The organism is Alteromonas antoniana, assembly GCF_019249295.1.
GTDB lineage: Bacteria > Pseudomonadota > Gammaproteobacteria > Enterobacterales > Alteromonadaceae > Alteromonas > Alteromonas antoniana.
The window spans coordinates 15680-41740 of record NZ_JAESDH010000006.1 but is presented as its reverse complement, the minus strand read 5'-3'; the positions used below and the strand labels follow the sequence as shown (position 1 = coordinate 41740).

Here is a 26061-nt window from a genome sequence, read left to right as displayed (position 1 = left end):
ATGTATAGTGTTGAATCGTTGCTAGATCTGATCAAGAAAACGCCGCTTACAAAACCGCTCCGTATTCTCAATGTCTGTGGTGGTCATGAGCGCGCGATCACGCGCGCTGGCTTTAGAACGTTATTTCAACACAATATTCATCTGATCCCCGGCCCAGGCTGCCCCGTCTGTATTTGTCCAGAAGAAGATATCGCATTCGCGATTCACTTAGCACTCAACGAAAACGTCGTCATTGCGAGTTTTGGTGATATGCTCCGCGTGCCCATCGATTGTGCTATCGATGGTTGTGATTCATTGATAGCAGCAAAAAATAGTGGAGCAGATGTTCGTCCTATTTCGTCTGTGCAAGAAGCAGTATCTATTGCGATAGGTGAACCTGAAAAGGCGGTTGTATTTTTTGCGGTCGGTTTCGAAACCACCATGGCACCGGTTGCAGCAGCATTGCTTGCTGATTTGCCCAATAACCTTAAAGTTTTATTGTCTGGACGTCTTACTTGGCCAGCTGTTGCCCATGTGCTTAGAAGTCAAAAAGATACATTTGACGCCCTTATTGCACCAGGCCATGTCGCAACCATTATGGGATGTGAAGAATGGCAATTTGTTATCGACCATCATGATTTACCCGTCAGTATTTCAGGATTTCATCCAGAAAGTCTGCTTTTGTCGATCCATGCACTTATCAAAAACTGTTCTAGCAGAGTCATTACGCTGAACAATAGCTATCCCGAAGTAGTCAAGCACCATGGTAACTCAGCGGCTAAAACTCTTTTAAAAACAGCGTTTACTCAGGTTGATGCGCATTGGCGTGGAATTGGTGTCATACCGCGTTCTGGATTTTCATTGGCTGCAAAATTGTCGCACTTAGACGTTACCAACCATTATGAGCCAATCGATTCTAGTTCACGAATTATACAAACCGGTCTAAAAACACCCCCGTCCTGTGAGCAAGTGATACTTGGGCAAATGGCACCTGATGGGTGCCCATTTTTCGGTAAGGAATGTATACCGGCTTCGCCCAAAGGAGCCTGTATGGTTTCCGACGAGGGGGCTTGCAGAATCTGGTATAGCACTGGTGAGCGCTCAGTAATAGAAGTTATTGAAAAGGGAAATACGCAAAAAGTGGAGATAAAGTCATGACGGCTTCCGGCTCGCACGAAGCAAATCAAAATAATGCAAAAACGATTGCGTATGAGCTAATCATTACAGGGATGATCCAAGGCGTTGGCTTTAGACCCTTGATTTACCGTTTAGCCCATGAAAAAAACCTTGTGGGATGGGTCAAAAACGATTGTGGGTGTGTGCGCATACATATTGAAGGCTCAGAATCAGATGTTGAACAGTTTTCATATGACTTACTAAATAATGCGTCACTGGTATCGTTGTGTTTGCTCGAAAAGAAAAGCATTAAACCCAATGGCTTAGGCACATTTTCGATAGAAGAAAGCAGTCATGACCCATTAAGCGGGACGGTATCAGTGCCTAAAGACTTGTATTTGTGTGACGCTTGTCAGTCCGAGTTACTGTCTACAGCTAACCGGCGCAGTGATTATAGTTTCATCGCGTGCAGCGAATGTGGACCACGATTCTCGATGTTGCGGGCAATGCCCTATGACAGAAAAAATATTAGTATGTCTGCGTTTCCTATGTGTGAGACGTGTCACCAAGAATATCAATCCCCGCATGACAGGCGCTTTCACGCACAGCCTATCAGTTGTCGCGCATGCGGACCTGAAGTGTTTTGTTCAACAGTTGGCGGTCGTGTGATCGCGCAAGGTGATGACGATGTTGTGACTGCGGTTGTGGGATGCCTTAACCAAGGTGCAATCATTGCGTTAAAAAGTGTCGGCGGGTATCACTTAATTTGTGACGCGCAAAACACTGAAGCGGTTGATCTACTGCGGCGACGAAAGAATCGACCCGACAAGCCTTTTGCGGTGATGCTTCCAGAGCCGCAAAGCGATGTTCCTGGACAGAGTTGGCTCGATAACTGTGTGGTGGTAAACAGTCAAGATAAAGCGCTCCTATCAAGCCCTATAAGACCTATTTTGCTTGCACCAAAAAAACGCAATGCACCCATTGCAGAAAACGTAGCGCCAATGCTTAGTGATTTGGGGGTGATGTTACCATGCAGTGGTTTGCATTTGATGCTCATGAAGCAATTCAATCGTCCGATGATCGCAACCTCAGGCAATGAATACGGTGAACCTATGGTCACATCGACGTCGTCTGCACAACAACAGCTTTCCATGTTGGCTGATTTTTTTGTTCATCATAATCGCGATATCTGTCACAAACTTGACGACTCCGTTCTAAGAACTGTGATGTCAGGCGCTATACCGTTTCGTCTGGGGCGGGGCTTAAGCCCCCTGGAATTAACGCTTCCCTATGACGTGGAAGAACCCCTTCTTGCGGTGGGGGCGAATCAGAAAAACACGGTATCGTTCGCATGGAAGAACCGACTAGTGGTAACGCCGCATATTGGCGACCTAGATTCGCCTATAATGCAGGCACATTTTGAAAAATGTATCAGTGATTTTCAAGACCTTTATCATGTCAGCCCGCAGCGTATTCTGTGTGACCGACATCCTGGCTATATTAGTTCTCGTTGGGCCAAGGACAGCCCATTACCGTCCAGTGAAATTTTACATCATCGTGCCCACGCATCCGCCTGGGCGTTATCTGCTGAAGTCTCGTCACCTAGTTTGGTTTTTGTATGGGATGGGGCAGGGATAGGCAGTAATGGTGATTTGTGGGGTGGTGAAGTGTTTTGGGGCTCACCGGGCAATTGGAAACGCATTGCATCATTGGCTCCTATGAAACTGCAAGGCGGGAATAAAGTACCATATCAGCCTTGGCGCAGCGCCGCAGCACTTGCATGGGAGACTAGTTTCATGGAGGTCGATTTGACCCCCTTTGACCCAGAGCACCTGAGTTTCAAGGCATGGAAAAACGAACTTAATTGTTATTTTAGTAGTTCGATGGGAAGACTGTTTGATGCAGCTGCGTTTGCCTGTTGTGAACAAAGTGAAGTCTCATATGAAGGGCAAGCACCGATGATGCTTGAGAGTGTTGCATCCACGCCATCCAAGATTGTGCCGTTATCCTTGATACAGAAAAATGATGATTTCATTCTAATGGACTGGCGAACGATGGTGCCTGACCTATTTGATAAAACAGTACCCGCACAAATCCGCGCCGCAAATTTTCACGCATCACTCATTGAAACTGCGTGGGAGTTAACCCAGCGTTGTCGCAAAAAGTATGATTTCAAACATATTGGTTTGGCCGGAGGCGTCTTCCAAAACCGCATTTTATGCGATGGCCTAGCTGAACGTTTTGCACAATCAGACATTCCTGTTGTTATCCCAAGCAGTTTACCTTTAAACGATGCAGCAATAAGTGTCGGGCAAATTCACGAATATTGCTCAAGGAGATCATCATGAAAGGCATAGAGCGTAATAATCGAGCATCATCAGAACCGTTGGACACCGATACTATTCGGTTAGCGCAAGGCAATGGTGGAATATTGACCAAAAAACTTATTAATGATGTGTTTAAAAATACTGCCAATAAAGAACTAGATCTGCTACACGACGCGGCTTCGGTAACCTTCGCCGGTCCCTTTCTGAGTATGACAACCGATAGCTTCGTTGTCTCACCTTACACATTTCCAGGTGGCAATGTGGGGGCATTAAGTATTTACGGTACCGTGAATGATCTGGCTGTCGTTGGCGCGACCCCTCGGTATATCAGTACTGCATTCATTATTGAAGAAGGCTTTTCGATGACGGCTCTCAAGGAGGTTGTCCATAAAATGCATCAAGCTGCTGTAGAAACCAATGTGGCCATAATAACGGGAGATACTAAAGTCGTTCCCAAGGGATTCGGTGGTGGCGTTTATATCAATACAACGGGTGTAGGTGACAGCCAAGACACACCAATTTGGGATACGAGTCTTATAAGGCCGGGCGATCACGTACTTGTCAGTGGCTCTGTTGGCGATCACGGTGCTTGCGTATTACTGGCGCGTGAGGACTATGGGTTGCACGGCCAATTAAAGTCCGACTGTGCCAGCGTTTTCCCGTTAGTCAATGCAATCAGAGACTTAAATGGCGTTCGTTTTGTCCGAGACCCAACGCGTGGAGGACTATCAGTGTTACTCCATGACGTGGCAACTGAAACGGGTTTCAATATCGAGCTAATTGAAAATAACATTCCGGTGCGTCCAGAGGTCGCAAGCGTGTGTGACATTCTAGGCTTTGATCCTTTCGTTTTGGCTTGTGAGGGACGCGTTATTGCAATTGTCAGTCCCGATATTAGCAGCGAAGTACTCACTCATTGGCGGGGTATAAAAAACGGTGAAAATGCCCAACATATTGGTGTTATATCAAAAAATACAGACTTAAAGGGCCGCGTGTCGATTATTACGCCAATGGGAGGGCGACGCTTCATGAGTGAACTTGAAGATGAGCCACTTCCACGGATCTGTTGAAGGTTTAGGTGTTGACCTGTGAGCTGCTCACAGGTTTATCGTGTGAAGGTGAGAGTAAAACATAGGATTAAAGGCGTGTTTTACCGGCACAACTATGTTGATAAAGACGGGGGTTTAAAATGCGGGTAAAACAAATAGCAGATGCACTAGATATTAGCGTTGATACCGTACGCTATTATACGCGCATTGGACTTTTGGTCCCAAATAAATCCCACAATGGATACAAGTATTATCGGCCGGCGGATGTGACGCGACTGCGGTTCATTTTAAGTGCGCGCTCATTAGGTTTTTCGGTCAATGATATTAAAGAGATCCTAGTTACATCTTCACAAACCAATGCGCCGTGTCCAACGGTAAGGCGTCTTATTGAAAAACGGTTGAAAGAGACTGAACAGCGGTATCAGGACATGCATGAACTTAGAGAGCGCATGCGCTTAGCCACTTCAGAGTGGCAAAACAAACCCGATCAACCTCCAACGGCCGATACGATATGCCATTTAATTGAAGGTTTCACAGCGCTTAAGTCATAACATTATTTAAATAGGGAGTGGTTCATGAATTCAGATACAAAAAAACATGCGTGTTGTGGTGGCGACAGTAAAGTATCAACCACTAGTGACGCGGTTGGTAGTGAAACGAAGACTGAGCACGTTTCTGCTAATTTGGGTGAGGTTCAACTTAATATCCAAGGGGCGAGTTGTGCCAGTTGCGTCACTAAAATTGAAACAGCCTTAAAACAAGTCGCAGGCGTCACCAGCGCAGAAATGAATTTTGCACAGCGTACAGTGCTTATCAATGGTAATGCCTCGCCAAGCAAACTGGTTGGTGCGGTAGAGGGAGCTGGGTACAACGCAACGTTAGCTAATGCCGACTCTGATGAGGCTGCCATTGAAGAAAAGGAGCAAGCGGACTGGGCATATTATAAAAAGTTAATGCGAGACATGGTCATTTCATTGTCGCTTGGTGTCCCGCTCATGATCTATGGCTTGGTGACGGGAGAAATGAGCGTCAACACAACCATGGAGCGAATTGTATGGTTAATTATTGGTCTCATGACATTGGGTGTCATGGTGTTCTCTGGTCGTCATTTTTATGTAGGCGCTTGGAATTCGTTTAAGAATCATTCGGCCAATATGGATACTTTGATAGCCTTGGGTACAGGAACCGCCTGGTTTTACTCTATGGTGGTTGTATTCTTTCCTGGATATGTTCCCGAAATGGCACGGCATGTCTATTTTGAGGCGACAGCCATGATCATTGGTCTCATTAATTTAGGCTTAGCCCTTGAGATCAAAGCACGCGGTAAAACTTCCGAGGCAATTAAAAGGCTTATCGGCTTACAAGCCAAGACAGCTCGCGTCATTCGTGACGGACACGATATAGATATTCCTATTGAAGATGTTCTCCTGAATGATCTTATCCGGGTTCGACCCGGAGAACGAATTTCTGTGGATGGTGTAGTCGTAGAGGGCCAAACCAGTATTGATGAATCAATGCTAACGGGTGAGCCCATGCCAATTGAGAAACGAAAAGACGATGAAGTAGTAGCCGGCACCATCAACAAATCAGGCTCTATCGTCTTTCGGGCAGAACGCGTGGGAAAAGACACCGCGCTAGCTCAGATCATCAACATGGTAAAACGTGCACAAAATTCAAAACCACCTATTGGTCGATTGGCAGATGTTATTTCTGCCTATTTCGTGCCAGTTGTTATGATCATTGCCGTAATGAGCGCACTAGCGTGGCTCAATTTTGGTCCGGCTCCCGAGGTTGCCTTCGCAATCGTGTCAGCAACCACGGTACTGATTATTGCATGTCCTTGCGCATTAGGTTTAGCCACGCCGATGTCGGTCATGGTGGGGGTTGGCAAGGCGGCTGAAGCAGGCGTACTTATCCGCAACGGTGAAGCGCTGCAATCTGCTTCGAAAATTACCACCATGGTATTAGATAAGACCGGCACCATAACAGAGGGGGCGCCTAAAGTTACCGACGTTGTTATTGCGTCAGATCACAATCAAGATGACGTGCTTTCGTTAGCTGCAAGCCTGGAGTCGGGTTCCGAACACCCACTCGCAATGGCGATCGTTGAATCAGCGAAAGAGACAGGTGTGCCGATCCACTCGGTGACTGATTTTGAGTCCATTGCAGGGAAGGGCGTAGCGGCAACACTGAATTCTCAGCGTTTGCTATTTGGCAATGAAAAATTGATGAAAGAAAAATCAATAGAACTTCATCATTACGTTGACAAAGCGCAGAGGCTGGCCGCAGAGGCTAAAACCCCAATGTATTTCGCGATTGATTCAAAATTAGTTGCCGTCATTGCTGTTGCCGATCCAATAAAATCAGACTCAATAGATGCCATCAAGCGCCTACAGCACAACGGAATACGTGTGGTGATGTTGACGGGGGACAATCGTATGACTGCAAAAGCCGTTGCTCGAAAGGCGGGGATTGTTGATTACGTTGCTGAAGTGATGCCAGAAGATAAAGCAAACAAAGTGCTCGAACTTCAACGTGAGGGTGAAATCGTCGGAATGACCGGCGATGGGATCAATGATGCGCCCGCCTTAGCCCATGCCAACGTCGGATTTGCTATCGGAACAGGCACTGATGTCGCAATAGAAAGTGCAGATATCACATTGATGCGAGGCTCCTTACATGGGTTAGCGGATGCGATTGCAGTGAGTAAGGCAACGCTGAGAAACATAAAGCAGAATCTTTTCGGAGCATTTATCTATAACGTCGCGGGGATCCCATTTGCTGCAGGTGTTTTTTATCCATTTTTAGGCTTACTACTTAGCCCAGTAATTGCCGGTGCAGCGATGGCATTCTCGTCGTTAACGGTAGTGACCAACGCGAATCGATTACGTTTATTCAAAGCTAAAGAGCACTAGGAGAACCTAAAGATGATGTGGATTAATTTGATAGGGTTAGTCGTGATTGGGCTTATTGTTTGGTGGTTTTGGCTTTACCAAACAAAGTCAACTGAAGTACGAGACGGCAGCATCGAAGTCCGCGTGAAAGATGGCGTGTATCAACCTGCCAATATCACAGTGCCCGCGAATGAGTCTGTACAACTGATGTTCTACAGAGAAGATGCGACTCCCTGTGCGGAAACACTACTAATACCCGAGTTGGAGATCAGTGAAACATTAGTGCTTAACAAGCGTGTGATGGTCACTATTCCCCCCCAAAAGGCAGGTCGCTATCCGTTTCATTGTCAGATGCAAATGTACCGTGGCACTTTGGTGATCAAGTGATTTACCGTTTTCTGAAAACTTAAACGACACAAAAGCGAGGTGTATTGTGAATAAACAAAAATTACCTTTTTGGCGCACCCCCAGTGGTTGGTCCGCCATCGGACTTATAGCGGCGGCAAGCTATTTCTTGTTTGTCGAGCATGGTGAACATGTTTTCCCTTATTTACCATACTTGATCCTGCTGCTATGCCCAGTGATGCATATCTTTATGCACGGAAGTCATGGTAAAGGGCATGAGACACATACTAACGACGAGCAAACATTTAAAGAGCAAACCGAAGACAATGATCAATACAGACAAGGTTATATCGAAGGGTTAGAGCAGGCACGCAAGGAAAGACGTAAAACGGAGAGCGACAATGCACGGTGAATCAGATTATGGGCTTTGGACGTTAGTCATCATTAACTCCGCAATATTTATCTTTTTTGCGTTTAGTTTCGTCAAGCCGAAGTCAAAAACAGACTGGCGAAGCTTAGGCGTATTTTCCGCTTTTATCGTGGCGTTATTTACTGAAATGTATGGTTTCCCGCTTACCATCTATTTTTTGTCCGGTTGGTTAGCCGAAAGTTACCCAGGCGTAGATTTTTTAAGTCACGAAAATGGTCACTTGTGGCATACACTGTTGGGGTTATCTGGCGATGCGCATTGGGATGTACTGCACATCTTGAGTAATGTTCTCATCGTTTTAGGATTCTTTGTTTTATCTGCTTCGTGGAATGTCCTGCATCACGCGCAAAAAACGAGCAGCTTAGCGACCAGCGGTTGGTACGCACGTTGTCGGCATCCCCAATATGTTGCCTTCATTGTGATCATGTTTGGCTTTTTACTGCAATGGCCAACACTACCCACTTTGCTCATGTTTCCCATTCTCATTGTTGTCTATGTTCGACTGGCCAAACGCGAAGAGCAGCACGCCGAAACTGAGTTTGGTGATACCTATAGGCAATATAAGCAAGCCACGCCAGGTTGGTTCCCACGATTTCTCAATTCAAACGTTTCAAGCCCCGTGTAAGGATTTCAAAATGAAGAAAGCATTAGTTTCAATATTGTTTGTCGCAGGCGTTTTATCCGCTACCTTTACGAGTGCTCAGACATCCATGAGTGCCGATGAGATGTTACGCAGTAACGAGCGCGTCATGGATGCATTAATGCAACGCATCCAACGGATCAATGACGTTTCTGAGAGGCAAACGTTGATTGTTGAGCATATGAAGATGATGGATACCTACTTAACGAGTATTGAGAAGAGGATCCAAAGTGAATCTAATACTGAACAAAAAATACGATTAAAAGAGACATATAGAAAAGGCCTGCAAAGAAGTCTTGTTCTTATCGAAAGCGGCATATCAGCAAGCGACATTGTTGTGATGGGGAACTCGATAGATGAACATTTGTTGTTAATAGAACAAAGAATGACAGTTTTACGATCGTTAATGCAGCAAGTGGTTAATGCCAATAGCGTTTTAAGTAATTAGAGACGTGACTGACATAACTGTGTAGGAAATTAATTTATAGGAGAAAAGTATGAGCGATTTAGATCACAGAGTGGGCGTTTCTGAGGCTAATTTAGTGGTACGGCATTTGAAGTTAACCGGCATTACCGACGGTAATTTATTAGCAATTGTTGCTGAAATTGATGGGACCTTTGGTATTGATGCCGTTTCATTTGAAGAAGCCAAAAACACTTTGCATATCGGCTATGACGCGACCCACTGCAATTTAGATGGCATTGAGACAATCATTCGTGCACACGGTGCAGACATTTCTGATGATTTTTGGACAAAGATGAAAGAAGGCTACTACCAATTCGTTGACGAAAATATTAGGGAAAATGCGAAACATAAACCGTGGAGCTGCCATCCCGTTCCACCGGGGAAAAGTCATAAAAAGAAATAGTTTAACTGACCTTTCCCCCAGGGCGAGATCGTGAACAGTTATTAAGCAGTTAAATAATGGATCGATTTGACGATCAGTCCTAGTCGTGATCATATAGACCCTGTGACGTTTCCCCACTAATTTAATCCACCGATGATGTGAGTTTTCTCTAAACTGAAAGAAAGAGGAAACGACAATGCAAAAGTCAAAATACAACGAGACACAGATCGTCAAGATCCTGAAAACCAAAGAGTCGGGTATGAAAGTCGCTGATATCTGTCGTCAGTATGGGATCAGTGAGCAGACGTTTTATCGCTGGCAGTCCAAATACAGTGGTATGGAATCAGGTGATATCAAGCGACTCAAGCTGATGGAAGAGGAAAACCGTAAGCTTAAGCAGTTGCTTGGTGAAAAAGAACTGGATATTCAGGCACTGAAGGCAGCCCTCGCGGGAAACTATCACTGAGTCGCGCGCATCGTCGCCAGGCAGTGGCTCATATGCTTACCTATACTCAGATTAGCGAACGCCGGGCATGCCATTTAGCCGGATTGAACCGTATGACGTGGCGCTATCAGACTAAGCCCAGTAGCTTCAATCAGGCCATCAGCGAGCGTCTGTGTGCGCTGGCGAAGCAGCGTCTGCGCTTCGGCAGTCCACGCCTAACGGTCCTTATTCGGCGCGAATTTGGGGCAGTTAACCACAAGCGCGTCGAGCGCCTTTACGCAGAACTGGGACTTCAGATCCCACGCCGTAAAAGGCGAAGTCGGGTTGGCCCTCAGCGCGAAGTCCCCTTTGAACGGGCGACGAAACCGATGCAGCGCTGGTCCATGGACTTCGTACACGATGCGTTGTTCAACGGCAACCAGTTCCTCGTGTTTAATCTGGTTGATGAGTATACTCGCGAGGCCATTGCCGTAGAAGTCGATAACAGCTTAAGCAGTGAGCGTATTATTCGCCTGTTTGAACGGATCAGAGAAGCGCGCGGGTTACCCGAACAACTGATCTGCCATGGCAGTGAGTTTACCAGCCGGGCATTTTTAGCCTGGTCACAGCAACATAATCTGGACGTTAGATATATCCGGCCGGGAAAGCCTACGGAAAATGCGTTTATAGAAAGTTATAACGGTAAACTGAGGAATGAGTGTCTGAACCAGCACTGGTTCCGCAATTTGGCGGTGGCTCGCCAACGAATTGAGCAATGGCGTGAAGACTACAATCACTGTCGACCACACCGCTCATTAAACCAGTTAACACCTATGGAGTTTTGTAAATTCCATTGGTGTTGGTTGTCCCAGTGAAAAGCGAGTCGAGCTTATGTCTGTGCTGGTCGGGTAAGTTGCTCTATGTTGAATTGAAATAAATTACAGTTGCTACATGAGCCTGAACACTTTCGATGCCGAACAGCTTATTAAGAGAAATCCTGTAGCTGATTCGACTCCTGCAAGCATTCGTAAATGTCCAGTCGGCTCAATACTTCCGAGGCCCAGTGTAGTAATCGTCGTCAACGAAAAATAAAAAATATCGACCGTCGTAGCTGGCTGCTTAAAGCCTCCTAACTCAAGACCAAGTCCAATTTCATAGGCCAGTGCAAAAATGATCGCGAGTAGAAGCTGGCTGCAGATGGCAATAAAAACCACGACCTGTGTTTTTATCCAAACTTTGTCCAGTTTCCTGATAGCGCTATCGGCAACTACCGATATATTAAAAACGTGCAAAGCCACACTCACTAAAAGAGTTAGCGCACTAATAATTATTGCTGTAATCATAACATTCCCTTCGATGGTACGGATTTTGAATTATCCTACATTCGCTCCCTTTTTGTCTTAAGGTGAGAGGATATTACACAAATTAGTTTTTTCTTAAGTAAGGATTACAGATGAAATACTCAAAATTTGCTGCGATGATCATTACATCAACGATTGCGATGTTCATTATGATGTATCTGAACACTTACGCAGTCTCCCATGTATGGTTCAGTGAAACGAGAACCTATATGGCGCTGTATATGGGGGCGGGCATGGCAATCGTCATGCTGGCGTTTATGCTTGGTATGTACAATAACAAAAAGCTTAACGTCGCGATTTTCTTGCTGGCAGCTGTGCTCTTCGCCGTCTGTCTCTACCTTGTTCGTTCCCAAAGTACAGTTTCTGATACTTCCTATATGAAAGCGATGATCCCTCACCATTCCATCGCCATTCTTACCAGTGAGCGCTCGAAATTAAAGGATGTGCGTGTGCGTGAACTGGCGGACGGAATCATCAAAGCGCAACGAAAAGAAATTAAAGAAATGGAATGGCTGATTAAAGATATTTCTGAAAATGGGAAAGTAACGTCTCAGGCCGAGGCCGAGCAACGTCCGCTCCCAGAATTTCAGGGTAAACTGAGTAAAGGAGAGCAAAATGAGTAAGACAGCAATCCTGTATCGCATGGTAACTGACGAACATATATGCCCTTACGGATTAAGATCGAAAGATTTGCTGGAGCGTGAGGGCTTCTCAGTAGAAGATCACCACCTTACCTCTCGTGAAGAAACCGATAAATTTAAAGAGAAACATGGCGTCGAGACTACACCTCAAACGTTTATTAATAATGAACGTGTTGGGGGATATGACGAGCTTCGGGAGCATTTCGATAAGGGCGAGGCAGGTCAGACAGGGACAACCTACACGCCGGTTATTGCTATTTTTTCTGTGGCTGCCCTGCTGTCTCTGGCATTTCAGTTCGCTGTTTCAGGCGATTTCATCTCGATAAGAACCCTGATGCTGTTTATTGCCTTTTCCATGACACTGCTCGCGGTACAAAAGCTTCAGGATTTGTATAGCTTTACTAACTCATTTATCACCTATGACCTATTGGCGATGAAGTGGTTGCGCTATGGCTACATCTATCCATTTATCGAGGCTTACGCAGGAATTGGAATGGTCGCGCAGTTGCCCGCTCTCGCTGTTGCACCATTCTCGTTGTTCATCGGAACGGTTGGTGCTATATCCGTTTTTAAAGCGGTTTATGTTGATAAGCGTGAACTAAAATGTGCCTGTGTAGGCGGTGACAGTAATGTCCCGCTGGGATTTGTATCGCTATCTGAAAACCTGTTTATGATTGTTGGCGCGTTAATTATGTTGCTGTTGTAATAACGCTGGTCTTTTCGGCGCGCCTCTGAATTCATGCTCAGAGGCTGCCGAATAACGCTTAGACCTCAAACAGCCACTCACTTATTTTGCCGTTGACCAGTGCAAGTGTGCTATTTTCCACTTTCCATTACGCTTCGTCAGAATCGCTGTTTCATACGAGCGGTATGTTTTACCCGACTCCGTGGTGTTTTTAGACACCGAGAGTGATGTGGCTGAATCGCCATACTCTGTCACCTTGTGCTCCCGAAGCTCTGAAGACAACGTGCCGACAAACTTCATATCAGACAGCATATGATGAGACGCGTATTCCTGAGCGCTGCGCTCGATACCACCACCTTCAACAATTATGACGTTATCTGATAGCAATGATTTCGCTGTGACTTCATTCTGCTCTCGCAAGGCTTTATGAAAAGCCAATACGACCTGGCCCGGCACGGTCTCGCTGCCTGATAGTTTAGACTGGTGCTCATCGGGTTTGTTGCCATGGCCGAAAAGGGATGGTGAGGCGGCTGCTAAGATGAATGCCACTAACAGATTTCGCATTATTATTTTCCTAATTAAACTGGGGCCCAACCACACTGGTTAATACCGAAGTAATTAACAGCAGTGCGGAGGCTAAAACTATTTCAATATTTATGGAGCGTTTCAGTTGCGCTTTGTCGTCGGCATCCTCCATTGCGGGCACCAGAATAAAGCGGTGACGTGCAGCAAGTAATAGCAATAAACCTACTACTAACATCTTGCCCAAAAAGATAAGACCATACTGAGATTGAATCAGATCTCCTGGTGACGTAAATAGCTTTATCGCCATGTAGACACCAATAAGGAGTAGTGTGGTCACGAGGAACCCTGCCATCCTGCCAAAGTCAGTCATGATACTTTTTGTGTCCTCTACCGAGAAGCTCTTACATGACATTCTCAGCGGTAACAAAGCGCCAAACCACCAACCCATAATAGCGACGTGCGTTGCCAAAATGAGTTTATCGATGAGTCCTTTTTCTGCAATGTGTCCGATAAGCGTAAAACTATACAGGCCGTATATTATCAGTACAGACAGCATCGCTCTAACAGCAACAAAGTTGACTCGCTTGACTAACGCCAGAAGCAATGGAGGTATCGCCAGTGCAGACATCAGCATTCTGACCAGAGTGACATCTCCCACAGGAGAGTCCCACATTACTTCAAGCATTATGGGGTCAAAGGCCCCTTGCAGACCATTTTCAGAAAATGCGCCGGTTTTGGCAAAAAACCACAGCGCAGAAGCGAAAAAAGAGAGCGCTAGTAAAGGCACCACGTGATATACAACATTTTTGCAAAAAGCGCGGTTTTGGGCTGGCCTGTGCATAAAGAAAGCAAAACCGACTACACTGGCAAAACCTACGTAGAATACGGCTTTAGAAACAACAATGGCTGCATTCCAAAGAATTAATTCCATAGGTTTCGCTTAGTGAACCATGAAAGAGAATGTCGCTTTCATTTTATGGCCGTCCCCGCCCATTGCTATCCACTCAACAGTGTAAGTATCTGGTTTCAAAACAGGTAATTGCCAGGTGTAAGCAGCCTGCTTTCCTGATGCTGGTGTGAAAGCAAAGTCGACCTCACCGGCCTCATTGCCCGTAATGCTTACTTTCATTAATCGCAATGGTTTGGAATAGGTTAACGTCAGTTGCTCAGGGGCACTCATCAACATTGCATTGTCTGATGGTGAGCTGCTTTCAAGCATCACATCACCGTGAGCAATTGCCCCTGCACTGAACATGAGCATAAGGGCTAACCCAATTTTAAGAATGTTTTGCATATCTACCTCTTCTCTATTTATTGCTCTTTAGTCCACTGTCTTGTGGACTAAAATCTAGCGATAGGTGCGAGTATTTTCTCGGTATCACCACCGTTTAATCCCCACCCTGACTAGGGTACGCAAATTTTATTACTATTTCTTCCTGTTTTTAAAGATATGGCAGCCCCGTCGCGTCAACTTAGTCAACAGTGATTTTGTGTGAAATGCATGCTGGAATTTTTCACTTGGATAAATAGAGGCTTCAAATACTAAATTACAACCTTATTACAGTTGGAATTTGAAATTCGTTATCGATTTTTTGAGATCTGTTTTGATAGTTTTGCGTATATGAACAAAAGTTCATATAAGTGTTGAAAGCAGAAAATCTGTCTCTATACTTTAAACTACATCGTTAATATAACGCTACGAAAATCAGAGGAGTAGGCTTCTTACCCATGAGTATAAAGATTCTTTTCACATGTATTGTCATTTCCCTGGCAGCGCTAGCGTTGCCGGTAAGTGCGTGTGATGAAGAATCAGGTCAACAGACCGTCTCGGTGGAAATGTTACTACAAAAGGCCAGTCATGCAGATAAGCATACCATCGGGGTAACAAATAAACCGCTGTCAGAGAAAAAAGCACATATGCACACGTCGCGTAAAGGCAGTTCAGATTGTTGCGAGGACGGTTGCCTATGTTTTATGACAAATTGTCAGCATGGCTCAGCGTCGATTTATTCTTCACAAGACGAATTAGCGGTAAAATATTCAGAGCAATATGAGTTTATTGCTCTGTCCGTTCCTGTAAGCATTTCTACACCTCCATATCGACCACCAATAACCTGACCTTCGGATATCTCCAGCAAGATATTTTTCTAAGGTTGAAGCTTATCAGCCTGCGTACATTCACTTTTGAAGGTTAACTTTATGAGTAATTCATTTAATGATGGTCGTCGCAGATTCGTGCTTGGCGCAATGACTGCGAGCGCAGCGACGGCCCTGACTAACGTCAGTCCACTCTGGGCTGCGCCAGCAGGACGTCACTTTAAAGACCAGGTACTGACCGGTGACATCAAACACCTGACAATTTCTGAGGCCAATTTAGCCATAGGCTCACAAACCGGTTTACCGCTCACTATAAATGGCCAGATGCCGGGGCCGTTAATAAGGCTAAAGGAAGGTCAACGTGCTCAACTGAATGTCACTAACCAGTTGGAGCAGGACACTTCAATACACTGGCACGGCATTATTTTGCCCGCTGGAATGGATGGTGTGCCAGGCGTTTCGTTTGCCGGGATCAAGCCCGGTCAAACATTTAATTATGCATTTGATGTAGAGCAAAACGGAACGTACTGGTATCACAGTCATTCCGGTCTTCAGGAGCAGCGGGGCCACCTAGGTCCGCTGATTGTTGAGCCTGCCGATGGCGATATCGGCGCGGATCGGGAACACACTATCATCCTCAGCGACTGGACCTTCGCAGACCCTCACGATGTGATGAGAAAACTGAAAGTGGCTGAGGGTTATTACAATTATCAAAAGCGAACTATCTTCGACACATTGAAAGATGTTGAGAAAAAAGGACTTGCCGAGACATGGAAGGAGCGCGCCATGTGGGGCGCGATGCGCATGAGTCCTCGTGATATCGCGGATGTGACGGGCAGCACCTACACCTACCTTATGAATGGCCGTACCCCAGAGGATAACTGGCAGGCTCTGTTTAATGTTGGTGAGAAAGTTCGTTTGCGGATCATCAACGGCTCTGCAATGACCTATTTTGATTTTCGTATTCCAGGACTGGAGATGACAGTAGTTGCCGCTGACGGTCAGCCGGTTAAGCCGGTCAATGTGGATGAATTCCGAATTGCAGTAGCAGAAACGTACGATGTCATTGTCCAACCACAAGAGCGAAAGGCTTATACCTTCTTCGCCGAGAGCTTTGACAGAAGCGGCTATACTCGTGGCACGCTCACACCATCCTTAGGTCTGACCGCAGCGGTGCCTCCACAACGGACCATCACCGAGCGCGGCATGGCTGCGATGGGAATGGACATGTCGGGAATGGATGGTATGGACATGCAACAGTCTGGAGACATGAAAAAGGGTATGGCTTCTTCAGAAATGGACATGAAGAAGATGGGCCAGCATGGCGAGCATACCATGCACAGGGACATGATGAAGGGCGATATGAAATCTTCACGAGTTCTGCCAGTAGAAAAGATAGACATTGTCCATAGTGAAGAGGGCCACGGGCCAGGTGCCGCCATGATCGCACAAAATCCACGACCGCGTTTAGACGAGCCGGGCATAGGTCTCGAAAACAGCCCTCATCGTGTGTTGGTTTATGCTGATCTGGTAGGTGAGCATGCATGGCCTGACGAGCGGGAGCCTGAGCGCCAAATCGAGCTTCATTTAACCGGCAACATGGAACGGTACATGTGGTCGTTTGATGGCAAGAAGTTCAGTGAAGTAGATGGGTATGTCCGTTTTAACTACGGAGAGCGGCTTCGTCTGATTCTGGTTAACGACACTATGATGGATCATCCCATTCATTTGCACGGTATGTGGATGGAACTGGAAAACGGCCAGTATCCGAGGCCCAGAAAACACACTATAAGCCTCAAGCCCGGTGAGAAAGTATCGTTGCAAATCAGCGCAGATGCTCCCGGGGAGTGGGCCTTTCATTGTCACCTGCTTTACCACATGGAAGCAGGAATGTTTCGTGTTGTTCAGGTCGCATAGGAGATGAATATGAAACAGGTATTAGCAGCAGGGCTTATAGTCTCTACTCTTGGTTTTAGTGACACCGCTCTGGCTCAATCAAAAGACAACTGGCCATCTCCCATTCCGGATGAAAATTTTGGGCAGGTACTGTTTGATCGACTTGAGTATACCCGTAATGATGAGCAACAAAACATAGCTGTATGGGACATGCAGGCTTGGTACGGCGGCGATTATCATCGACTCGTGTTTAAAAGCGAAGGCGAAAATACACAAAACGATGGAATGCCGACGGATTTGGAACGCGCCGAAGTACTGTATGGCTATCTGGTCTCTGCATTCTGGTCTGTGCAGGTTGGTTTGGGAACGAAAGGCGAACTGGCATCAGATGCTGACATGGAAAACTATGCAGTGATCAGTTATCAGGGGTTAGCCCCCTATTGGTTTGAAATGGAAAACTCACTTCGTATTAACGAAGACGGTGACATGCAATTTATCAATGAAACCGAGTATGACTGGCAGTTAAGTCAGGTTTCCTATCTGCAACCACGCCTGGAAATTGTTGCGAACCTCACCGAATCGGAAAAATATAACCGTCAAAGCGGGCTGAGTAATATTCGTATCGGCTTACGCTACCGTCACGAGATTACACGGGAAATAGCGCCCTATGTCGGCGTTTATTACAGCGAAGCCTTAGGTAATACGGCTGATGCGTTAAATGCAGATGGCGAGTCAACCAGTGAGGCTGGTGTCGTGTTAGGTGCAAGAATTTGGTTTTAAGTGGCCTACGCTAGAAGGGAAATAACCGGCATTGCATTGCCGGTTATTTCTTCATGTAACACCGTCGCAATTCTATTTTTCTGGGCAAAGTTTTCCGTGACCGCAGCAAACTACTTCTGCGACTGCTTTGGTTCAGATGACACAAGGGGTAACCAACAATGAATGATCACGAGCATTCAAGCAATAAAGATTCGTTAAGTCTCTGGGGCGCGGTCTCAATGGGAACCGGTGTGATGATTGGTGCAGGTATATTTGCCTTAACCGGTCAAATTGCTGAACTGGCTGGCACATGGTTTCCTTTTGCGTTTCTTGTAGCAGCAATAATCACAGGGTTTAGTTCATATAGTTACGTCAAAATGGCACAAAAATACCCCTCAGCAGGTGGTATAGCTATGTTCTTACAAAAAGCATATGGAAGAGGATTAATGACCGGTGCCTGTGCTTTGCTGATGTTTTTTTCCATGGTTATCAATGAAAGTCTGGTTGCCCGTACTTTTGGCACCTATGTCCTGCAATTGTTCGACTCCCAGGAAGTTGAGTGGCTCATTCCCGCGCTTGGCGTGAGTCTTCTTATTGTTGCATTCATTGTCAATATTCTAAGCAACCAATTCATTCAGACGCTTTCATTCATTATGGCCTTTATAAAAATCGCAGGGCTAGCGATTTTGGCAATAGGTGGGCTTTGGGCAACCGGTTTGTCGTTTGAAAGTGTATCGGCTCAACCGCAGGAAACCAGCGCAACAGGATTTCTAGGAGCAGTGGCACTGGGTATTTTGGGCTACAAAGGATTCACGACAATCACTAACAGCGGCGGAGAGCTAAAACAACCGGAAAAAAATGTAGGAAGGGCCATAATCATTTCTATTTCGATCTGTGTGGTCCTTTATGTTTTTGTGGCGGTTGCAGTAGGTGCAAACCTATCAATTGACGAAATCATAAAGGCAAAAGACTACTCTCTTGCTGAAGCATCACGACCCGCCTTCGGTCAGTATGGCGCATGGTTCACTATAGCGTTTGCTATCATAGCCACATCTTCTGGCGTCGTTGCGAGCGTATTTGCAGTTTCTCGCATGCTATCAATGCTTACATCGATGCAGCTTGTGCCTCACCGCCACTTTTCATTACCGGGAGATGTAAGAAGACATTCCCTAATTTATACGTTGGCAATCGCGATATTTCTGACCATATTCTTTGATTTAAGCCGTATAGCCTCGATCGGAGTCGTTTTTTATCTCGTAATGGATATTTTCATCCATTGGGGGGTATTTAAGCATTTACGCGATGAAGTGCACGCTAAAGCCTGGGTGTTAGTGAGCGCAATTATTCTGGATATTGTTGTACTTTTTTCATTTTTGTGGGTGAAAGCAAAGTCAGATATCTTCATTGTATGGGTTTCTGTGGCCGGACTTCTTATTGTATTCGCGGCTGAGAAATGGTTTCTAAAACTACATGTGTATGAAGAACATGACAAAAATTATAACTGATGTGAGTCATTGAGTTGGAAGGTTAGCAGATTTCTAATAAGGATAAGTTTTCCTTTTAATAGAAAGTTATGATTTTTTGCGGCTAATCTTTTCCTTCAGGACATCAGGACATCAGGACATCAGGACATCAGGGCATCACTCTTTAGCCTTGATGTCCTTTCCTCCTGAACTAGCCCCTACCGATTAAGGATGGAAAACTCACTTCGTATTAACGAAGACGGTGGCATGCAGTTTATCAATGAAACCGAGTATGAATGGCAGTTAAGTCAGGTTTCCTGTCTGTAACCACGCCTGGAAGTTGTAGCGAACCTCACTGACTCGGAAAAATACAACCGTCAAAGCGGGCTGAGTAACATTCGTATCGGCTTGTGTTACCGCCATGAGATTACACGGGAAACAGCGCTCTATGTCGGCGTTTATTACAGCAAAGCCTTGGCTAAAAGTGGCTAACGCGTTAAAAGCTGATGGCGAGTCAACCAGTGAAACTGGCGTGGTAATCGGAGCCAAGATCTAGTCCTGAGAGGGCTAGGCCAGAACGGAAGTAACCGGCATTTTATTGCCGGTTATTTCTTCACGTGGCACCCTTTAACCGCCTTGTTGCAGCTTCATTTTACCCATTATTTCAGTAAACTCTTGCCCTTGCTTCTGTGACTCAGATGGTTGCTTACAGACCTGTTTATCCGTACTTGGCTGATTGAGTAATTGCGTGGCTTTCTGCAGTCCGTTTTCTGTATTGCTGGTGATCATAGTGCCTCACTGTTTACTTAAAAGCATAAACAGGCAAATACTGTTCCGGACTTAATATTTCAAAAGCGGTGCATTTATTTAATCATGAATTCTGAAGCTGCATATTATAAATTTTGGCAATAAGCCAACCCGATATACCGGCCAGAAGCGTCCAAAGAACGCCTCCTATCAATACACCCAATACCGACATGTGCCACCTCATGGCTTGCCAGTCTGTGTGTAACATTTTGCCTGTCATATCAGACATCATGTTCGGTAACGCCATGACGAATAAGGAACACACAATCCAAATAATCGCAAACGCTGCCGCACAAGCTATGGCAAAGGCATTTTCTTGAATTTTCATCATTTATCTCCTTTAACTGGGCTCCCCCTATGTTGATTCCGAGAGAGCATATAGCGCATTGTGTTCATTTACGCTTATTGTGGGATCCCGGCGGCACTGCATGACAACTCCACGCTTTGTGTGTTGAATTGTCTTTGATATTCTGGTCGACAAATTGATAGTAACCTTCTTTCGTGTGTGTCCACCAATCATTGTGAAGGTCGGCACCATGTCTTCGAATGACTTCTTCAATACCATCCAAATTTATATGTGTCGCATCATATGCCAAGTGAATAACACCCTCTTTGATGTTGTAACTCACATCATCGATGCCAAAGAGCTTATCAACTTCTCCAATTAGGGCATCGCAATTTGCCTCATTGACATTGCTGAGCCGTAAATTGCGAATGACTAAATTAGCTTCTCTGACACCTACTCTGTGATCTAAATCACTCATGGTCTCCCCCTAAAGTGTTAGTTTGACTTTTTTCTGACATAGGCGAATGATTGTCCTCCATTTTTGACATCATCATTTCCATCATTTTGAGATGCTTTTCTGCCATATTAACCTGGGTTTGCATGGGTTGTTTTTTCATTTTCTCATGCATCATATGCATCATTCCCATTATGGATTGCATATGGCTTTTCATCATCTCACGCTGCTTAACGGGGTCCTTTTCTTCTTTGATAGCATGAACTTCTTCCTTCATCGCTTTCATTTTCGCATGCATCATATGCATATCTTTGCCAGACATATTCATTCCCATTTGCATGTCTTGCTTGTCTGAGCCCTGGTGCTCATGCCCTTTCATGCTTTGCGCTGGTGCAGTTGCCGCCATTAGTAATGACGTTGAAAAAATGATTGATTTAGTGAGTTTTTTCATGGTTTTCACCTTTTAATTTAACGTTCAGGTTTGGGATCCAGCGTGGTGTCGTGTTGATATAATTCACATACTCCTCGCCAAATTCAGAAATAGCTAAAGCTTCTTCATGCTTAGCCAGCTGTACATACACAACAACTAAAATAGGGAACATGACCAATGTGGGAATGGTTGGCCATTGCAACAAAAAGCCAAACATGATCAGAATGAAGGCTACATATTGAGGATGGCGACAACGCGCATACCATCCAGCTTTAGCTAACTGATGGTTCTTCTGGGCGTGGTGCAGTACATTCCACGCTGAAGACAACATAAAGAAGCCTGCAACAATAAACACCATACTGGTGATATGAAACGGGTCCCAATGGGCATCACCGTCAAAACCAAAGAAGGTGTGTAACAGGTGTCCGTTTTCGTGCGCGAAGAAGTTCACCTTCGGGTAGGTATCAGTAAGCCACCCTGACAAGAAATAGATAGTTAATGGAAATCCGTACATTTCGGTAAAGAGGGCCACAACAAAAGCAGAAAAAATGCCCAGACTTCGCCAATCGGTGGACGTTTTGGGCTTCACAAAACTAAATGCAAAAAAGATAAAAATAGCTGAGTTCAGTATCACCATTGACCATAAGCCATAATCGTATGTGTCATTCATCACCATCGTCCTTTTTATGCATTTCCTTGCGGCCTTCTTCTACCCCTTCAATGTATCCATCACGATAAGCCGCGTTCTTATCACTCAATTCCTGAAAACTCTGCCGCCTGTTTTCACTGTCCGGAGAATGTTCGTGGTCGTGACCATGTTTACCATGGCTACGGTGCATGAAGATGTGCATGAACGGGCACAGCAGTAATATCAGATAAGGAAGAAACTGAAGGACATGATGACCATGTTCGAAGATTAAAAAATAAGTAGCGGCAGCGATAATCGCTAGTGCCGTCCAACCCGTGGGGGTTGACCAAAATCGGGGGTGACTGTTTTTCATGACTCCTCCTTTACCACCGTTAGAACACCACGATACATCTGCATCTGGCAGTGAAAGACGTGTTCGCCCTGTGGAATGCTTGAGAGGTGTATTTGTGTTACACCATTAAGCTTTAATTGCTCACTAATATCTAACGTAGGGATCAGTAAAATCTCAGAGCAGGGAGATTCGTCCTTCCGCAAAAACTTCAATGTAACCGACTGGTTGGCGTTTACCTGAATTGCAGCAGGTGAGTACACACCATTTTTTACTTCTATGAGTACTTCATTGCTGTCAGTTATTGTTTGCTCAGGCTTGTATAGCCAAAACCACCAAATAATCAGTGCGATCACCGCAAGTCCGACAATATTAATCATCATCATAAGAAATCTCCTTAGTGGTCTTTTGCCTTGAATAGGCGAAGCCGATTCGCATTCGACACCACCGTCAACGAAGAAAATGCCATAGCCGCACCAGCAATAACCGGGCTTAACAACACACCGAAAAATGGATAGAGCGCGCCAGCCGCGAAAGGTATGCCTGCTACGTTATAAACAAAGGCACCAAACAGGTTTTGCTTAATGTTGCGCAACGTAGCCTTACTAACAGCTATTGCATCTGCCAGGCCATGAAGCGAACCGCGCATTAAGGTGATATCTGCACTTTCAATCGCTACGTCTGTTCCTGTACCGATGGCAAAGCCAACATCAGCTAGCGCAAGTGCAGGGGCATCATTAATTCCATCGCCAGTCATGCCCACTACTTCTCCTTGCTCCTGTAGTTCCTGCACTTTGTTGGCTTTTTCTTCGGGCAATACATCAGCAAAAAATTCGCTTATCCCCGCTTTATTCGCCACGGCAGCGGCAGTTTCCTTATTATCCCCCGTTAACATGATGACCCGGGTCCCATTGGCTTGCAGGCGTTTGATGGCAGAGACAGAGTCTGATTTTATCGGGTCGGCAACCGCTATGATGGCAGCCAGCTGTCCATCTACAGCAAAATACATCGGAGTTTTGGCTTCTTTGGCCAGTGTTTGTGCTTTCTCGGCGTATTCACCAATGCCCACCTCGCTTTTAGCCATGAGCTTACTATTACCAAACAGTAAAGCCTTCCCTTCACAACTGGCTTCAACACCCATCCCGGTAATCGCGTTAAATCCCTCAATTTTAAGCAGCTCAACGTCCTGGTCGAGGGCACTTTCTACTATTGCCATTGCCAAGGGGTGCTCCGAACCACTTTCCAGGCTGGCTGCCAATTGCAACACGGGCTTTTCATCACTGGCATTGGCTAAAATTATGTCGGTGACTTTTGGTGTGCCTTCCGTAATGGTCCCGGTTTTATCCAGTACCATAGCGGTGATCTTTGAAGCCGTTTGCAACGCTTCACCGTTGCGAATAAGTACACCTGCTTCCGCGGCCTTGCCAACCCCTACCATTACTGACATAGGTGTGGCCAACCCTAACGCACATGGGCAGGCAATTATTAATACCGTGGTGGCTGAAACGATAGCAAATGCCAGAGCTGGCTCAGGTCCAAAATTCAACCATGCCAGGGCACTGAGTACCGAAATAATCATGACAACAGGAACAAAATAAGAGGAGATCACGTCGGCCAGGCGCCCGATGGGGGGCTTGGAATTTTGGGCCCGTTTAACCATGGATATGATTTGCGCCAGCGCGGTGTCTTTGCCTACTCGTGTTGCTTTAAACAAAATCATGCCTGACTTATTGAGGGTTCCGGCGACGACTTCATCATCTTGTGCTTTCTCTACCGGCATGGGTTCCCCCGTAAGCATGGACTCGTCGATTGACGTGTGGCCTTCGATGACGACACCATCTACCGGCACTTTCTCTCCGGGCCTGACTTTGATGACATCATTAAGAAGCACCTGGTCGATAGCAATATGGACCTCTTTATTGTCCCGAAGGACCGTGGCCGTTTTCGCTTGTAACCCAATCAAACGCTTAATCGCTTCCGAGGTTTTGCCACGAGCTTTCAGTTCCAACGCAAGCCCCAAATCAATCAGACCAATGATCATAGCGGTGGCTTCAAAATAGACATGCCTTGCCATTAATGGAAAAACGTCAGGAATAAAGACCACGAGCATGGAATAAACCCAGGCCGTGCCAGTACCCAGCGCGATCAGCGTGTCCATATTGGCAGAATGGTTCTTCAGGCTGTTCCATGCACCCACGAAAAAGTGTCTGCCAGAAAAGTACATTACTCCGAGCGTCAGCAGTCCAACCAGAAGCCAGACGATGCGTTGCGTAGTCGTTTCGACGGTCATTTCGCCTATCAGAACGCTGTAAATCATTAAAGGTACGCCAAGCGACAGAGCAATAACTGTGTCTCTAATCAGCTTTTTATAATACGCCCAGTCGGCGGCATCCTTCTCGTCCAATCCGTCACTTCCATGTGAATCATTCAGTGCTTTCGCGTTATAACCAGCAGACTCAACTGCGGTAATGAGCGCTTCTGTCTCTGCAGTGCCTGAGACCAGCACTGTTCGGTCTGCAAAGTTCATTTCTGCACGATCAACGCCGTGAGTATTTTTGAGCGCGGTCTCAATTTTTCCAACGCAACTTGCGCACCCTGCACCTTCGATAATCAATTGTTGTTCGGAAGCCGTCTTACCCATTTTGCGCCTCCTCGGCACCCTCACTGTTGATGTTTTCAATAAGGTGACACACCATGTGGGAGGTTGGGGCTTTATCTGCCATCGAGTCCCACTGCTTCAGAGCACCTTCCATTTTTTCTCTCAACTGCAACATTTGCTGAAACTGTTTTTCAGTTTCTTCCAATCGCTCCTTGATGAGTTTGCGAACCAGTGGACAGGCGCTCTTACCATGATCAGCCTCTTCCAGAATTTGTTGAATATCTTTCACGGTAAAACCCAGTTGTCTGGCACTGAGAATAAATCTGAGTCTTGATTGGTCCTTACTCGAATAAAATTTATAGCCGTTGTTTGATTTGTCTGGTTTTATCAGCCCTAAGCGCGTGTAGTAGCGCACGGTATCTGCGGTTGTTGTCAGTGACTTTGCGATATCATTAACTGTCATATTTGCTCCACAGCTATTCTAATTCGATAATCTCGATTTACAGCGTAGACCTATGTTTTACACACAGGTCAAGTCTTACCTGATTACATGGCGCGTAAAAATGAAATGGTGCTATTTTCTTTACCGATAGCCTATTTTGAGGCGTTTCAGGCGCAACTATGCTGTGGCTAACAAGTAATTGGAGGGTGAAATGGTGGGACAGAAAAACCAGAAGCAAGTGACTGAGCGTCAGTAGCTATCGGTGAAAGGGAAAAATCGTCCTTGAAACAAATGTCATTATGAATTGGAGTCAGTACTAAGATATGACAACCTGCATACAAACTTTCACAGCACAAACATTTGTCAGGCTCACACATTTCACAATGATCGCTGTCGGCTTTCAGATGCTGCTGACGGGGAGACATTGGATTCGTTTCGGAAGGAGCGTGAGACAGACTATCTTGAGTTGTGAGGGAATCATCACCTGGACACTCACACGTGTAAGCACCAGCCTGCCCATGCGGCACTAGCAGCATAAAAATAACAACGAATTCTAGCCAATTACGCTTGGTGAACATGCGCCCTCC

32 protein-coding genes are annotated in these 26061 nt (G+C 45.8%); 19 read left to right on the top strand and 13 right to left on the bottom strand.

Annotation, left to right across the window (positions count from 1 at the left end):
• From hypD to JKP77_RS06525, 12 genes are all read left to right on the top strand, one after another.
• On the top strand, window positions 1-1137 hold the full coding sequence (gene hypD / locus JKP77_RS06580) for a hydrogenase formation protein HypD (RefSeq protein ID WP_218310402.1): 1137 nt from the start codon (window positions 1-3) through the stop codon (window positions 1135-1137).
• Complete coding sequence (gene hypF, locus JKP77_RS06575) at window positions 1134-3443, top strand: carbamoyltransferase HypF (RefSeq protein WP_218310401.1); 2310 nt, start codon at window positions 1134-1136, stop codon at window positions 3441-3443. Before hypD ends, hypF begins: the two co-directional genes overlap by 4 nt.
• Window positions 3440-4492, top strand: a complete 1053-nt coding sequence (gene hypE / locus JKP77_RS06570; RefSeq protein ID WP_218310400.1) for a hydrogenase expression/formation protein HypE — start codon at window positions 3440-3442, stop codon at window positions 4490-4492. The genes hypF and hypE overlap by 4 nt, the downstream gene beginning before the upstream one ends.
• Window positions 4493-4611: 119 nt before the next feature.
• Window positions 4612-5022 carry a MerR family transcriptional regulator gene (locus JKP77_RS06565; RefSeq protein WP_218310399.1) on the top strand — a complete coding sequence of 137 codons (411 nt, stop codon included), beginning with the start codon at window positions 4612-4614 and terminating at the stop codon, window positions 5020-5022.
• Window positions 5023-5046: 24 nt separating this feature from the next.
• On the top strand, window positions 5047-7386 hold the full coding sequence (locus JKP77_RS06560) for a heavy metal translocating P-type ATPase (RefSeq protein WP_218310398.1): 2340 nt from the start codon (window positions 5047-5049) through the stop codon (window positions 7384-7386).
• A 12-nt stretch (window positions 7387-7398) separates the two neighbouring features.
• Window positions 7399-7752, top strand: a complete 354-nt coding sequence (locus JKP77_RS06555) for a cupredoxin domain-containing protein (RefSeq protein ID WP_013755269.1) — start codon at window positions 7399-7401, stop codon at window positions 7750-7752.
• A 46-nt stretch (window positions 7753-7798) separates the two neighbouring features.
• Window positions 7799-8122 carry a DUF2933 domain-containing protein gene (locus JKP77_RS06550; RefSeq protein ID WP_013755268.1) on the top strand — a complete coding sequence of 108 codons (324 nt, stop codon included), beginning with the start codon at window positions 7799-7801 and terminating at the stop codon, window positions 8120-8122.
• Entirely contained in the window at window positions 8112-8765 is a 654-nt protein-coding gene (locus tag JKP77_RS06545) for a methyltransferase family protein (RefSeq protein WP_013755267.1), read from the top strand. Before JKP77_RS06550 ends, JKP77_RS06545 begins: the two co-directional genes overlap by 11 nt.
• Before the next feature lie 10 nt (window positions 8766-8775).
• Window positions 8776-9228, top strand: a complete 453-nt coding sequence (locus JKP77_RS06540; RefSeq protein WP_044447461.1) for a hypothetical protein — start codon at window positions 8776-8778, stop codon at window positions 9226-9228.
• Between the two features lie 49 nt (window positions 9229-9277).
• Complete coding sequence (locus JKP77_RS06535; protein WP_117316828.1) at window positions 9278-9649, top strand: cation transporter; 372 nt, start codon at window positions 9278-9280, stop codon at window positions 9647-9649.
• 175 nt (window positions 9650-9824) lie between these two features.
• Window positions 9825-10094, top strand: coding sequence for a transposase (locus JKP77_RS06530; protein ID WP_117316825.1), 270 nt, complete (start codon window positions 9825-9827; stop codon window positions 10092-10094).
• Window positions 10095-10117: 23 nt separating this feature from the next.
• A complete protein-coding gene (locus tag JKP77_RS06525) occupies window positions 10118-10927 on the top strand; it encodes an IS3 family transposase (RefSeq protein WP_338024842.1) in 810 nt (269 codons plus the stop codon).
• Between the two features lie 72 nt (window positions 10928-10999).
• Here JKP77_RS06525 and JKP77_RS06520 read toward each other — a convergent pair whose 3' ends face one another.
• Window positions 11000-11395 (bottom strand): ion channel, encoded by a 396-nt coding sequence (locus tag JKP77_RS06520; RefSeq protein ID WP_117316821.1) that lies wholly within the window; start codon window positions 11393-11395, stop codon window positions 11000-11002.
• Between the two features lie 110 nt (window positions 11396-11505).
• Between JKP77_RS06520 and JKP77_RS06515 the strand changes: the two genes are divergently transcribed.
• Complete coding sequence (locus tag JKP77_RS06515) at window positions 11506-12036, top strand: DUF305 domain-containing protein (RefSeq protein WP_218310396.1); 531 nt, start codon at window positions 11506-11508, stop codon at window positions 12034-12036.
• The gene (locus JKP77_RS06510; protein WP_117316816.1) at window positions 12029-12760 is read left to right on the top strand and encodes a MauE/DoxX family redox-associated membrane protein; all 732 of its coding nucleotides are present in this window, start codon (window positions 12029-12031) and stop codon (window positions 12758-12760) included. The genes JKP77_RS06515 and JKP77_RS06510 overlap by 8 nt, the downstream gene beginning before the upstream one ends.
• 81 nt (window positions 12761-12841) lie before the next feature.
• On the opposite strand, the gene JKP77_RS06505 is transcribed toward JKP77_RS06510, so the two are convergent.
• From JKP77_RS06505 to JKP77_RS06495, 3 genes are read right to left on the bottom strand one after another with little or no spacing between them, the layout of a single operon-like run.
• Window positions 12842-13303, bottom strand: coding sequence for a YybH family protein (locus JKP77_RS06505; protein WP_218310395.1), 462 nt, complete (start codon window positions 13301-13303; stop codon window positions 12842-12844).
• Between the two features lie 10 nt (window positions 13304-13313).
• Window positions 13314-14195 carry a copper resistance D family protein gene (locus JKP77_RS06500; protein WP_117316812.1) on the bottom strand — a complete coding sequence of 294 codons (882 nt, stop codon included), beginning with the start codon at window positions 14193-14195 and terminating at the stop codon, window positions 13314-13316.
• A gap of 9 nt (window positions 14196-14204) precedes the next feature.
• A complete protein-coding gene (locus JKP77_RS06495) occupies window positions 14205-14558 on the bottom strand; it encodes a copper resistance CopC family protein (RefSeq protein ID WP_117316811.1) in 354 nt (117 codons plus the stop codon).
• 434 nt (window positions 14559-14992) lie between these two features.
• Between JKP77_RS06495 and JKP77_RS06490 the strand changes: the two genes are divergently transcribed.
• The 5 genes from JKP77_RS06490 (at window position 14993) to JKP77_RS22275 (ending at window position 19971) form a co-directional block, all read left to right on the top strand.
• The gene (locus JKP77_RS06490) at window positions 14993-15382 is read left to right on the top strand and encodes a hypothetical protein (protein ID WP_117316808.1); all 390 of its coding nucleotides are present in this window, start codon (window positions 14993-14995) and stop codon (window positions 15380-15382) included.
• 81 nt (window positions 15383-15463) lie between these two features.
• Window positions 15464-17278: a copper resistance system multicopper oxidase gene (locus JKP77_RS06485; protein ID WP_117316806.1), complete on the top strand. Its 1815-nt coding sequence runs from the start codon at window positions 15464-15466 to the stop codon at window positions 17276-17278.
• Between the two features lie 9 nt (window positions 17279-17287).
• Window positions 17288-18037, top strand: coding sequence for a copper resistance protein B (locus JKP77_RS06480; protein WP_218310394.1), 750 nt, complete (start codon window positions 17288-17290; stop codon window positions 18035-18037).
• 158 nt (window positions 18038-18195) lie between these two features.
• Entirely contained in the window at window positions 18196-19521 is a 1326-nt protein-coding gene (locus JKP77_RS06475) for an APC family permease (protein ID WP_218310393.1), read from the top strand.
• 291 nt (window positions 19522-19812) lie between these two features.
• Window positions 19813-19971: a copper resistance protein B gene (locus tag JKP77_RS22275; RefSeq protein ID WP_338024847.1), complete on the top strand. Its 159-nt coding sequence runs from the start codon at window positions 19813-19815 to the stop codon at window positions 19969-19971.
• Between the two features lie 135 nt (window positions 19972-20106).
• On the opposite strand, the gene JKP77_RS06465 is transcribed toward JKP77_RS22275, so the two are convergent.
• The 9 genes from JKP77_RS06465 to JKP77_RS06425 form a co-directional block, all read right to left on the bottom strand.
• Complete coding sequence (locus JKP77_RS06465) at window positions 20107-20268, bottom strand: hypothetical protein (RefSeq protein ID WP_168190725.1); 162 nt, start codon at window positions 20266-20268, stop codon at window positions 20107-20109.
• Window positions 20269-20350: 82 nt separating this feature from the next.
• The gene (locus tag JKP77_RS06460; RefSeq protein WP_246601110.1) at window positions 20351-20617 is read right to left on the bottom strand and encodes a DUF5676 family membrane protein; all 267 of its coding nucleotides are present in this window, start codon (window positions 20615-20617) and stop codon (window positions 20351-20353) included.
• A gap of 61 nt (window positions 20618-20678) precedes the next feature.
• Window positions 20679-21050: a cation transporter gene (locus JKP77_RS06455; RefSeq protein WP_139758072.1), complete on the bottom strand. Its 372-nt coding sequence runs from the start codon at window positions 21048-21050 to the stop codon at window positions 20679-20681.
• A complete protein-coding gene (locus JKP77_RS06450; protein ID WP_117316795.1) occupies window positions 21043-21477 on the bottom strand; it encodes a hypothetical protein in 435 nt (144 codons plus the stop codon). The genes JKP77_RS06455 and JKP77_RS06450 overlap by 8 nt, the downstream gene beginning before the upstream one ends.
• Window positions 21461-22126 (bottom strand): methyltransferase family protein, encoded by a 666-nt coding sequence (locus JKP77_RS06445; protein ID WP_139758073.1) that lies wholly within the window; start codon window positions 22124-22126, stop codon window positions 21461-21463. Before JKP77_RS06445 ends, JKP77_RS06450 begins: the two co-directional genes overlap by 17 nt.
• Window positions 22119-22457, bottom strand: a complete 339-nt coding sequence (locus JKP77_RS06440) for a DUF2933 domain-containing protein (protein ID WP_117316793.1) — start codon at window positions 22455-22457, stop codon at window positions 22119-22121. The genes JKP77_RS06445 and JKP77_RS06440 overlap by 8 nt, the downstream gene beginning before the upstream one ends.
• On the bottom strand, window positions 22454-22819 hold the full coding sequence (locus JKP77_RS06435) for a cupredoxin domain-containing protein (protein WP_139758074.1): 366 nt from the start codon (window positions 22817-22819) through the stop codon (window positions 22454-22456). The genes JKP77_RS06440 and JKP77_RS06435 overlap by 4 nt, the downstream gene beginning before the upstream one ends.
• 11 nt (window positions 22820-22830) lie before the next feature.
• Complete coding sequence (locus JKP77_RS06430; RefSeq protein ID WP_218310392.1) at window positions 22831-25074, bottom strand: heavy metal translocating P-type ATPase; 2244 nt, start codon at window positions 25072-25074, stop codon at window positions 22831-22833.
• On the bottom strand, window positions 25067-25495 hold the full coding sequence (locus JKP77_RS06425) for a MerR family transcriptional regulator (protein WP_218310391.1): 429 nt from the start codon (window positions 25493-25495) through the stop codon (window positions 25067-25069). Before JKP77_RS06425 ends, JKP77_RS06430 begins: the two co-directional genes overlap by 8 nt.
• Window positions 25496-26061: the final 566 nt, after the last annotated feature.

What these genes read in the sequence shown, in the direction of transcription:
- JKP77_RS06520 (WP_117316821.1), bottom strand. Translation starts at nt 11,395, where the DNA reads ATGATTACAGCAATAATTATTAGTGCGCTAACTCTTTTAGTGAGTGTG.
- JKP77_RS06560 (WP_218310398.1), top strand. Translation starts at nt 5,047, where the DNA reads ATGAATTCAGATACAAAAAAACATGCGTGTTGTGGTGGCGACAGTAAA.
- JKP77_RS06485 (WP_117316806.1), top strand. Translation starts at nt 15,464, where the DNA reads ATGAGTAATTCATTTAATGATGGTCGTCGCAGATTCGTGCTTGGCGCA.
- hypE (WP_218310400.1), top strand. Translation starts at nt 3,440, where the DNA reads ATGAAAGGCATAGAGCGTAATAATCGAGCATCATCAGAACCGTTGGAC.
- JKP77_RS06490 (WP_117316808.1), top strand. Translation starts at nt 14,993, where the DNA reads ATGAGTATAAAGATTCTTTTCACATGTATTGTCATTTCCCTGGCAGCG.
- JKP77_RS06455 (WP_139758072.1), bottom strand. Translation starts at nt 21,050, where the DNA reads ATGAGTGATTTAGATCACAGAGTAGGTGTCAGAGAAGCTAATTTAGTC.
- hypF (WP_218310401.1), top strand. Translation starts at nt 1,134, where the DNA reads ATGACGGCTTCCGGCTCGCACGAAGCAAATCAAAATAATGCAAAAACG.
- JKP77_RS06505 (WP_218310395.1), bottom strand. Translation starts at nt 13,303, where the DNA reads ATGCGAAATCTGTTAGTGGCATTCATCTTAGCAGCCGCCTCACCATCC.
- JKP77_RS06565 (WP_218310399.1), top strand. Translation starts at nt 4,612, where the DNA reads ATGCGGGTAAAACAAATAGCAGATGCACTAGATATTAGCGTTGATACC.
- JKP77_RS06475 (WP_218310393.1), top strand. Translation starts at nt 18,196, where the DNA reads ATGAATGATCACGAGCATTCAAGCAATAAAGATTCGTTAAGTCTCTGG.
- JKP77_RS06445 (WP_139758073.1), bottom strand. Translation starts at nt 22,126, where the DNA reads ATGAATGACACATACGATTATGGCTTATGGTCAATGGTGATACTGAAC.
- JKP77_RS06515 (WP_218310396.1), top strand. Translation starts at nt 11,506, where the DNA reads ATGAAATACTCAAAATTTGCTGCGATGATCATTACATCAACGATTGCG.
- JKP77_RS06495 (WP_117316811.1), bottom strand. Translation starts at nt 14,558, where the DNA reads ATGCAAAACATTCTTAAAATTGGGTTAGCCCTTATGCTCATGTTCAGT.
- JKP77_RS06540 (WP_044447461.1), top strand. Translation starts at nt 8,776, where the DNA reads ATGAAGAAAGCATTAGTTTCAATATTGTTTGTCGCAGGCGTTTTATCC.
- JKP77_RS06440 (WP_117316793.1), bottom strand. Translation starts at nt 22,457, where the DNA reads ATGAAAAACAGTCACCCCCGATTTTGGTCAACCCCCACGGGTTGGACG.
- JKP77_RS06480 (WP_218310394.1), top strand. Translation starts at nt 17,288, where the DNA reads ATGAAACAGGTATTAGCAGCAGGGCTTATAGTCTCTACTCTTGGTTTT.
- JKP77_RS06460 (WP_246601110.1), bottom strand. Translation starts at nt 20,617, where the DNA reads ATGATGAAAATTCAAGAAAATGCCTTTGCCATAGCTTGTGCGGCAGCG.
- JKP77_RS06425 (WP_218310391.1), bottom strand. Translation starts at nt 25,495, where the DNA reads ATGACAGTTAATGATATCGCAAAGTCACTGACAACAACCGCAGATACC.
- JKP77_RS06500 (WP_117316812.1), bottom strand. Translation starts at nt 14,195, where the DNA reads ATGGAATTAATTCTTTGGAATGCAGCCATTGTTGTTTCTAAAGCCGTA.
- JKP77_RS06555 (WP_013755269.1), top strand. Translation starts at nt 7,399, where the DNA reads ATGATGTGGATTAATTTGATAGGGTTAGTCGTGATTGGGCTTATTGTT.
- JKP77_RS06465 (WP_168190725.1), bottom strand. Translation starts at nt 20,268, where the DNA reads ATGATCACCAGCAATACAGAAAACGGACTGCAGAAAGCCACGCAATTA.
- JKP77_RS06530 (WP_117316825.1), top strand. Translation starts at nt 9,825, where the DNA reads ATGCAAAAGTCAAAATACAACGAGACACAGATCGTCAAGATCCTGAAA.
- JKP77_RS06545 (WP_013755267.1), top strand. Translation starts at nt 8,112, where the DNA reads ATGCACGGTGAATCAGATTATGGGCTTTGGACGTTAGTCATCATTAAC.
- JKP77_RS06510 (WP_117316816.1), top strand. Translation starts at nt 12,029, where the DNA reads ATGAGTAAGACAGCAATCCTGTATCGCATGGTAACTGACGAACATATA.
- JKP77_RS06450 (WP_117316795.1), bottom strand. Translation starts at nt 21,477, where the DNA reads ATGAAAAAACTCACTAAATCAATCATTTTTTCAACGTCATTACTAATG.
- hypD (WP_218310402.1), top strand. Translation starts at nt 1, where the DNA reads ATGTATAGTGTTGAATCGTTGCTAGATCTGATCAAGAAAACGCCGCTT.
- JKP77_RS06535 (WP_117316828.1), top strand. Translation starts at nt 9,278, where the DNA reads ATGAGCGATTTAGATCACAGAGTGGGCGTTTCTGAGGCTAATTTAGTG.
- JKP77_RS06430 (WP_218310392.1), bottom strand. Translation starts at nt 25,074, where the DNA reads ATGGGTAAGACGGCTTCCGAACAACAATTGATTATCGAAGGTGCAGGG.
- JKP77_RS06435 (WP_139758074.1), bottom strand. Translation starts at nt 22,819, where the DNA reads ATGATGATGATTAATATTGTCGGACTTGCGGTGATCGCACTGATTATT.